This is a genomic window from Streptomyces sp. H27-H1 (assembly GCF_026627445.1).
Lineage (GTDB): Bacteria > Actinomycetota > Actinomycetes > Streptomycetales > Streptomycetaceae > Streptomyces.
Map to the genome: position 1 here is coordinate 1 of NZ_JAPNLJ010000137.1, position 1499 is coordinate 1499.

A 1499-nucleotide genomic window follows, 5' to 3' on the forward strand; every position below is an offset into this window, starting at 1 on the left:
GGTCAGACACCCCATGTCGTTTGGTGTCAAGCGGGGTGGGGGTGGGCGTGGTGGGACCAGGCGGTTGCTTCGTCGTAGTGGGTGCGGGTTTTGAGGCAGCCGTGGAGGATGCCGACGAGTCGGTTGCCGAGCTGGCGGAGGGCCGGGTTGTAGCCGGCCTCGCGGGCTCGTTGTTTGTCGTAGTACTTGCGGGCGCCGGGTGAGGCGCGCAGGGCGGAGAAGGCCTGGGTCTGAAGCGCGTCGGCAAGCCGGTTGTTGCGGACGTAGCGGGCCTGGACGGTGTGGCTCTTGCCGGAGGCTCTGGTGATGGGGCTGGTGCCGGCGTAGTTCTTGCGGGCCTTCGCACTGGCGTATCGGGTGGTGTCGTCTCCGAACTCGGCGAGCACCCGGGCGCCGACGATCTCACCGATGCCGGGCATCGAGAGGTAGATCTCAGCGTCCGGGTGCGCCAGAAAATGCGTCTTCACCTGCTCTTCCATCACGGCGATCTGTTCGTTCAGCGCGATGATCAGCCGGGCGTGTGCGGTGGCGGCGGCCGCGTAGGCGGCGGTGACCGGCTCGGGCAGGCCAAGCTGCCGCTCGCGCAGCGCGCTCTGGACGGTGGCCGCTTTCGCCTCCCGGTTGTGGCGGCGGTGACGGGTCAGGACGGCGGTGATCTGGGTGCGGGTCAGCTTCGCGGCCGTGGCCGGGGTGGGTGCCTTGATCAGCAGTTCCATCGCGTCGGTGCTGGTCAGGGTGAGGTCCGTGTAGGCGTTCAGGGCGGCGGGGAAGTACTCGCGCAGTGTGGTGCGCAGCCGCTGGAAGGTGCGGGTGCGTTCCCAGATGAGGGTCTGGTGGGCGCGGGCGACGACCTTGACGGCTTGTCCCTGTTCGCTGTCGCCGGCCACCGGCCGCAGCTGGTCCCGGTCGATGCGGACCATGTCGGCGAGCGCGTGCGCGTCGCCCTTGTCGCTCTTCGCTCCGGAGGAGCCATACCGTTCCTTGAAGCGGTTGACCTGCCGGGGGTTGATCGCGAACACCTGGTAGCCGGAGGCGATCAGGGCCTGCACCCAGGAGCCGCGGTCGGTCTCGATCCCGACCACGACCTCGCCCGGATCCAGGTCCTCGCCGCCGTGGCGGGCGACGAGTTCGTGCAGTTTCGCGATGCCCGCCACTCCTTCGGGCAGGTTCGCGGCGGCCAGCTTCCGGCCGCTCTCGTCCTGGACCTCGACATCGTGGTGGTCCTCGGCCCAGTCATCACCGATCAGCAGCAACAGACCCTCCCCGGTCACGTACTTCACCCAGCGGTGCAGCCTGCGGAAGGCACGGCACGCGGCCTAATGGATCCAGTGCTCACGCCCTGACGGGCGGGCACGCCACCCCATCAGCGGTCTGGCCTCCCGGCCGACCAGCAGGGGCACGGTCTGACCTCAGAAGTCGATGCTTCCGGCGTCGAAAGTGCTCACCTGCTGGCGGCTACGGAACCAAGCATTCCCCGGTTCCGCAGCTCCCATTAGGCG

At 68.6% G+C, this 1499-nt stretch carries 1 protein-coding gene; it reads right to left on the reverse strand.

Annotation, left to right across the window (positions count from 1 at the left end):
- Positions 1–26: 26 nt before the first annotated feature.
- Positions 27–1253, reverse strand: a complete 1227-nt coding sequence (locus OTB20_RS42120) for an IS110 family transposase (protein ID WP_267825176.1) — start codon at positions 1251–1253, stop codon at positions 27–29.
- Positions 1254–1499: the final 246 nt, after the last annotated feature.